At 73.2% G+C, this 6,079-nt stretch carries 7 protein-coding genes; 3 read left to right on the forward strand and 4 right to left on the reverse strand.

The genetic code is table 11. The annotated features are described in order from the left end of the window. Nucleotides 1-109: 109 nt before the first annotated feature. Nucleotides 110-751 carry a uridine kinase gene (locus tag ACFWEG_RS27815; RefSeq protein WP_387220539.1) on the reverse strand — a complete coding sequence of 214 codons (642 nt, stop codon included), beginning with the start codon at nucleotides 749-751 and terminating at the stop codon, nucleotides 110-112. Nucleotides 752-869: 118 nt separating this feature from the next. Between ACFWEG_RS27815 and ACFWEG_RS27820 the strand changes: the two genes are divergently transcribed. Continuing rightward, nucleotides 870-1,259 carry a hypothetical protein gene (locus ACFWEG_RS27820; RefSeq protein ID WP_387220542.1) on the forward strand — a complete coding sequence of 130 codons (390 nt, stop codon included), beginning with the start codon at nucleotides 870-872 and terminating at the stop codon, nucleotides 1,257-1,259. Between the two features lie 96 nt (nucleotides 1,260-1,355). Here ACFWEG_RS27820 and ACFWEG_RS27825 read toward each other — a convergent pair whose 3' ends face one another. Genes ACFWEG_RS27825 through deoC form a run of 3 tightly spaced genes read right to left on the reverse strand, consistent with a single transcriptional unit; the run spans nucleotide 1,356 to nucleotide 4,646 of the window. Next, entirely contained in the window at nucleotides 1,356-2,249 is an 894-nt protein-coding gene (locus ACFWEG_RS27825; RefSeq protein ID WP_387220544.1) for an aldehyde dehydrogenase family protein, read from the reverse strand. Then, the gene (locus tag ACFWEG_RS27830) at nucleotides 2,242-3,678 is read right to left on the reverse strand and encodes an aldehyde dehydrogenase family protein (RefSeq protein WP_387220546.1); all 1,437 of its coding nucleotides are present in this window, start codon (nucleotides 3,676-3,678) and stop codon (nucleotides 2,242-2,244) included. The genes ACFWEG_RS27825 and ACFWEG_RS27830 overlap by 8 nt, the downstream gene beginning before the upstream one ends. A gap of 5 nt (nucleotides 3,679-3,683) precedes the next feature. After that, nucleotides 3,684-4,646 (reverse strand): deoxyribose-phosphate aldolase, encoded by a 963-nt coding sequence (deoC, locus tag ACFWEG_RS27835; protein WP_387220547.1) that lies wholly within the window; start codon nucleotides 4,644-4,646, stop codon nucleotides 3,684-3,686. A 189-nt stretch (nucleotides 4,647-4,835) separates the two neighbouring features. On the opposite strand from deoC, the gene ACFWEG_RS27840 reads away from it, so the two are divergent. Both ACFWEG_RS27840 and ACFWEG_RS27845 read left to right on the forward strand, forming a co-directional pair. Beyond that, nucleotides 4,836-5,477 carry a PH domain-containing protein gene (locus ACFWEG_RS27840; RefSeq protein ID WP_387220549.1) on the forward strand — a complete coding sequence of 214 codons (642 nt, stop codon included), beginning with the start codon at nucleotides 4,836-4,838 and terminating at the stop codon, nucleotides 5,475-5,477. Nucleotides 5,478-5,511: 34 nt separating this feature from the next. Continuing rightward, a complete protein-coding gene (locus ACFWEG_RS27845; protein WP_387220551.1) occupies nucleotides 5,512-5,892 on the forward strand; it encodes a hypothetical protein in 381 nt (126 codons plus the stop codon). The last annotated feature ends 187 nt before the right edge of the window (nucleotides 5,893-6,079 follow it).

A 6,079-nucleotide genomic window follows, 5' to 3' on the forward strand; every position in this document is an offset into this window, starting at 1 on the left:
GGCACGAACTGGGGGGTTCGTGCCGGCCCCGCTCTCCGTTCGCGCCCGCGCGGCCCGCACCCGTCGTCCGAGCCGGCCCCGTACGCCCTCCGCGCGGAGGGCCGGCGCGCTACGCGCGGACCGCGTCCGCCGGCTGCCGGCCCGCCGCGGCCGCGAGCCGCCCCAGCGCCTCCGCCTTGTCGCACGCGTGCGCCCCGAGCCCCGTCTGGCGGGCGACGATGCCGCGCTCAGCGCGCATCAGGCGCCAGCCGCGGCGCAGCAGGAACGGCACCGACTTGCGGCTCTCCCTCAGGTCCCGCAGCAGCCGCCGGCGGAACGTCGTCACCGGTCCGCGCGACAGGCACAGCGCGTCGGCGAGCACCCCCAGCTCGCGGCAGCGCCCGATGACGTCGGCGGCGAAGATGCCCTCGGCGATGAACACGGGCGTGCGCCCGATGTCCAGGGTCGCGACCCCGGTACGGGAGCTGGTGGACAGCTCGTACACCGGAACGTCCGTACGGCCGGTGGCGCAGAGTTCGACGATCGCGGCGACCGCGGTGTCGGCGTCCCAGGAGGCGGGGTGGTCCCAGTCGATGTCCGCGCTGCCGGAGACCGTCGGGAGGGTCGGGTCGCCCGCCTCCTTGTAGAAGTCGTCGAGACGCAGGACGGGCAGGCGCGACTCGGCGGCCAGGAGGGACTTGCCCGACCCCGAGGGGCCGGTCAGGAGGACCACCCGGGAGGCGGGCCGCGCGGATGTCGAGGAGGAGCTCACGGGACACCATTGTGCGGCACGCGAGGGAATGTGCGACCCGCCGCGGCTCCCGTTGGTGCCGGAACGGCCCACTCAACTACGCTGCGCGCACGGATCGTTACGCCGACGAAAGGTGATCATGTCCCGACACGCAGCTCCCCGGAACCCCGCCAAGGCGCTGCTGCGCGCGGGCCTCACGGTCTCGGCCGCCGGCCTGGCGCTCGGCGCGGCGGGCGGCGCGGCCCACGCGGCCGAGGGGGCGGCGGCCCCGGCGGAGGGCCAGGCGGCCGCCTCGGCGGCGGACGCGGCCCAGACGCCCTCGGGTCCCACCTCGGTCGTCCTGGGCGCTCTGAACAGCGCCCTGACCCCCGCGGGCGACCTCCAGCTGAACCCGCTGGCGAACACCAGCGTCGACCCGCTCGCCAACGCGCTCGGCACCCAGGTCGCCGACTTCAAGCCCATCTCCACCGAGATCCTCACCGGCCCGCTCGCCCGCGGCGCCTCGCTGTCGGACCTGCTGCCGGGCTGACCCGCCCCGCGGCGCGCCGCCGCCCCGCCGGCCCGGCCTCCAGAAGGGGGCGGGCGGACGGGGCGGCGGCGTGCGGGGCGGGTGCGGCGGCGCGGTTCAGTACGCCGAGCCGGACGCGCCGAGCGAGCCCGTCGGGTGCCAGACGGTCTTGGTCTCCAGGAACGCCGTCAGCCGGCGGGTGCCGGGGTCGGCGGACCAGTCCACAGCCTGTGGGCGCAGCACGCGCTTGAGGTTGTCCGCCGCCGCGACCTCGAGCTCCCGGGCGAGGTCCGGGCCCGCGCCCGTGAGGTCGATCGCGTTGACGTCCTGGTGCGCGGCCAGCGACGGAGCGATGTCGGCCGCCCGGCCGGTCAGGATGTTGACGACCCCGCCGGGCACGTCGGACGTGGCGAGCACCTCGCCGAGCGACAGGGCGGGCAGCGCCGCCTTCTCGCTCGCGACCACGACGGCCGTGCTGCCCGTCGCGATCACCGGGGCGACCACCGAGACCAGGCCGAGGAGCGACGACTCCTGGGGCGCGAGGACGGCCACGACGCCGGTCGGCTCGGGGTTCGACAGGTTCAGGAACGGGCCCGCCACGGGGTTGGTGCCGCCGACGAGCTGGCCGATCTTGTCCGTCCAGCCCGCGTACCAGACCCAGCGGTCGACGGCCGCGTCCACGGCCTTGCGGGCCTCGGACTTCGACAGGCCCTCCGCCTGGCCGACCTCGGCCGCGAACTGCTCCCGGCGGCCCTCCAGCATCTCCGCGACGCGGTAGAGGACCTGTCCGCGGTTGTAGGCGGTCGCGCCCGACCAGCCGCCGAACGCCTTGCGCGCGGCGACGACCGCGTCACGGGCGTCCTTGCGCGTCGACAGCGGCGCGTTCGCCAGCCACTGGCCCTTCGTGTCGGTCACCTCGTACACCCGGCCGCTCTCGGAGCGGGGGAACTTGCCCCCGACGTACAGCTTGTAGGTCTTGAACACGTTCAAGCGGGTCTGCTGCTCAGACATCGAGGTACGCCTCCAGGCCGTGGCGGCCGCCCTCGCGGCCGTAGCCCGACTCCTTGTAGCCGCCGAAGGGCGAGGTCGGGTCGAACTTGTTGAACGTGTTGGCCCAGACGACGCCCGCGCGGAGCTTGTTCGCGACCGCGAGGATGCGCGAGCCCTTCTCCGTCCAGATGCCGGCGGACAGGCCGTACTGGGTGTTGTTGGCCTTGGCGACCGCCTCGTCGGGGGTGCGGAAGGAGAGCACCGAGAGGACCGGGCCGAAGATCTCGTCGCGGGCGACGGTGTGCGCCTGGGTGACGTTCGTGAAGAGCGTCGGCGCGAACCAGTACCCCGAGGAGGGCAGTTCGCAGGCCGGGGACCAGCGCTCGGCGCCCTCGGCCTCGCCGGTCTCCGCGAGCGCGGTGATCCGGGCGAGCTGCTCGGCGGAGTTGATCGCGCCGATGTCGGTGTTCTTGTCCAGCGGGTCGCCCAGGCGCAGCGTCGAAAGGCGGCGCTTGAGGGCGTCGAGCAGCTCGTCCTGGATCGACTCCTGCACCAGGAGGCGCGATCCGGCGCAGCAGACCTGGCCCTGGTTGAAGAAGATGCCGGTGACGATGCCCTCGACGGCCTGCTCGATGGGAGCGTCGTCGAAGACGATGTTCGCGCCCTTGCCGCCGAGCTCCAGGGTGACCTTCTTGCCGGTCCCCGCGACGGACCGGGCGATCGCCTTGCCGACGGCGGTGGAGCCGGTGAACGCGACCTTGTTCACGTCCTCGTGCTCGACCAGGGCCGCGCCCGCGTCGCCGTAGCCGGGCAGGATGTTGACGACACCGCGCGGGAGGCCCGCCTGACGGCAGATGTCCGCGAAGAACAGCGCCGAGAGGGGGGTGGTCTCGGCGGGCTTCAGGACGACGGTGTTGCCGGTGGCGAGCGCCGGGGCGATCTTCCAGGCCAGCATGAGCAGCGGGAAGTTCCACGGGATGACCTGGCCGGCGACGCCCAGGGGGCGCGGGTTGCCGCCGTACCCCGCGTGGTCGAGCTTGTCCGCCCAGCCCGCGTAGTAGAAGAAGTGCGCGGCGACCAGGGGGAGGTCCGCGTCGCGGGTCTCCTTGATCGGCTTGCCGTTGTCGAGGGTCTCCAGGACGGCCAGTTCGCGGCTGCGCTCCTGGATGATCCGGGCGATCCGGAAGAGGTACTTGGCGCGCTCGGAGCCGGGCAGCGCCGACCAGGTCCCGAAGGCCCTGCGCGCGGCCTTCACGGCCCGGTCGACGTCGGCGGCGCCCGCGCGGGCGACCTCCGAGAGCACCTCCTCGGTGGACGGGCTGACCGTCTTGAAGACCTGGCCGTCGGCGGCGTCGGTGAACTCGCCGTCGATGAACAGGCCGTAGGAGGGCGCGATGTCGACGGCGGAGCGCGACTCGGGGGCCGGGGCGTACTCGAAAACAGATGCCATGGTGATCAGTCCACCGTCACGTAGTCGGGACCGGAGTAGCGCCCGGTGCTGAGCTTCTGGCGCTGCATCAGCAGGTCGTTGAGGAGCGAGGAGGCGCCGAAGCGGAACCAGTGCGGGTCCAGCCAGTCCGCGCCCGCGGTCTCGTTGACCAGGACCAGGAACTTGACCGCGTCCTTCGTGCTGCGGATGCCGCCGGCCGGCTTCACGCCGACCTGGACGCCGGTCTGCGCGCGGAAGTCGCGCACGGCCTCCAGCATGAGCAGGGTGTTCGCGGGCGTGGCGTTGACGCCGACCTTGCCGGTCGAGGTCTTGATGAAGTCGGCCCCGGCCATCATGCCGATCCAGGAGGCGCGCTTGATGTTGTCGTACGTCGACAGCTCGCCGGTCTCGAAGATGACCTTCAGGCGGGCGTCCTCGCCGTCCGCGCGGGCGCACTCCGCCTTCACCGCGGAGATCAGCTCGTAGGTCTCCAGGTAGCGGCCGGCCAGGAACGCGCCCCGGTCGATCACCATGTCGATCTCGTCCGCACCGGCGGCGACCGCGTCGCGGACGTCGGCGAGCTTCACCGGGAGGGCCGCGCGGCCCGCGGGGAAGGCGGTGGCGACGGAGGCGACCTTGACGTCGGCGTCGCCCAGGGCGGCCTTCGCGGTGGCCACCATGTCCGGGTAGACGCAGACCGCGGCGGTCGTCGGCGTGGTGCGGTCGGTCGGGTCGGGGTGGACGGCCTTGGCGGCGAGCGCCCGGACCTTGCCCGGGGTGTCCGCGCCTTCCAGGGTCGTCAGGTCGATCATCGAGACGGCCAGGTCGATGGCGTACGCCTTCGCCGTGGTCTTGATCGAACGCGTGCCGAGGGCGGCGGCGCGGGACTCCAGGCCGACGGCGTCGACGCCGGGCAGCCCGTGGAGGAAGCGCCGCAGCGCGCTGTCGGACGCGGTCGCGTCTGAGAATGCGGGTGCAGTCGTGGGCATGGTCACCACTCGAGCATATCTACGCGCGTAGCGGCCTGGCTAGGGGGAGGGGGTGCCGAGCTCTGTGACGACTCTCATCGCGGGCCCGCGATGAGAGTCGGCCGGGGCGGGCCGAGGCGCGCGCGGACGCCGTGCGCGCCTGTGACCGCCGTCATCGAACACCTGACGGTCATCGGGCACAATCGCCTCATGACACCTCCCGACCAGCGGTACGCCGACCGCGCCTACCGTTCCGGTTCCGCTCTCGCCGGCGGCGTCCTGCTGCTCGTGCTCGCCGGATGGCTCGGAATCGACGCGGTCGTCGACGGCACCGGCCGCACCCCCTGGGTCGCCCTCGCCGCGCTGCTCTGCGTCGTGCCCCTGGTCGTCGCCTTCACCCTGCGGCCGGCCGTCTTCGCCAACGACGACCGGATGCGGGTGCGCAACCCGTTCCGGCTGATCACCCTCCCCTGGGGCGCGGTCGACGGGATCCGCGGCAGCTACACCAACGAGGTGCACACCTCGGACGGCGGGAAGTACCAGCTGTGGTCGATCCCGGTCTCGCTGCGTGAGCGCAAGAAGGCCGCCAGGCGGCGCGCCCGCGCCGAGTCGCACGCCCGGGGAGGCGTCGCCCCCGACCGGGCCGGCAGCGCCGCGCACAAGGGCTACCTGGCCGACGCCGACGCGCGCGCCCAGGGCGACCGCGCCGTCTCCGAGCTCCGCGAGATCGCCGAGCGCAACGCCGCCCGTCCGGAGGCCCAGGGAACGCCCTCCGTACGCTGGGCCTACGAGATCATCGCCCCGGCGGCCGTCGGAGCGGTGGCGCTCGTGGTGCTGTGGGCGACGGGCTGAACGGCACGTGAGCTGAACGGGGGACGGAATGTCCGTGGGGATCGTGGGAGCGGGCCTTCCCGCGCTGCGGGGCTGCGCGCGGAAGACGCTGCGGGCGGCCGCACTGGCCGTGTTCGGGGCCGCGGCGGCGGTGCCCGCGCTGCTGAGCGGCAGCTGGCTGCTGACCAGTGGCGTGATGGGGCTGTTCAACCCCGTCGGGACCCCGGACCAGCTCGCCGCGCGCGGCATGGGGCTCCTGATGCTGCTGCTGGGACTGCTGCCCTTCGCCGCCGCCGGAACGGCTGTGAGGCGGGCCAGGACCCGGCGTGGCAAGGGCTGGGAGGCGGCGACCGTCGCCGGCATCCTCGCGCTGTTCGCGGGCGGGATCGCCTCGTGCGTCGGGGGAATGGCGCTGCTCGTCGGCCTGGGCAGCTGAGCGGCCTGTGATCGACGTCCTCAGGGGTGCTGTTTCCAGGAAGCAGCACCCCTGAGGACACGGTGCGAACCGCCTGTCACGTGATCACGTGCCAAGCGAACCGCCTGTCACGTGACCACGCGCTAAGCAAACCGCCTGTCTCTTATACACATCTCCGGACACGCACCTGGAGTGGAAGCGCAAGGGC

Origin of the sequence: Streptomyces sp. NPDC060194 (genome assembly GCF_042728285.1) — a bacterium.
Classification (GTDB): Bacteria; Actinomycetota; Actinomycetes; order Streptomycetales; family Streptomycetaceae; genus Streptomyces.

Bases quoted from the DNA above. Each gene is read 5' to 3' on its own strand.
- ACFWEG_RS27820 (WP_387220542.1), top strand. From the start codon at position 870: ATGTCCCGACACGCAGCTCCCCGGAACCCCGCCAAGGCGCTGCTGCGC.
- ACFWEG_RS27825 (WP_387220544.1), bottom strand. From the start codon at position 2,249: ATGTCTGAGCAGCAGACCCGCTTGAACGTGTTCAAGACCTACAAGCTG.
- ACFWEG_RS27830 (WP_387220546.1), bottom strand. From the start codon at position 3,678: ATGGCATCTGTTTTCGAGTACGCCCCGGCCCCCGAGTCGCGCTCCGCC.
- deoC (WP_387220547.1), bottom strand. From the start codon at position 4,646: ATGCCCACGACTGCACCCGCATTCTCAGACGCGACCGCGTCCGACAGC.
- ACFWEG_RS27840 (WP_387220549.1), top strand. From the start codon at position 4,836: ATGACACCTCCCGACCAGCGGTACGCCGACCGCGCCTACCGTTCCGGT.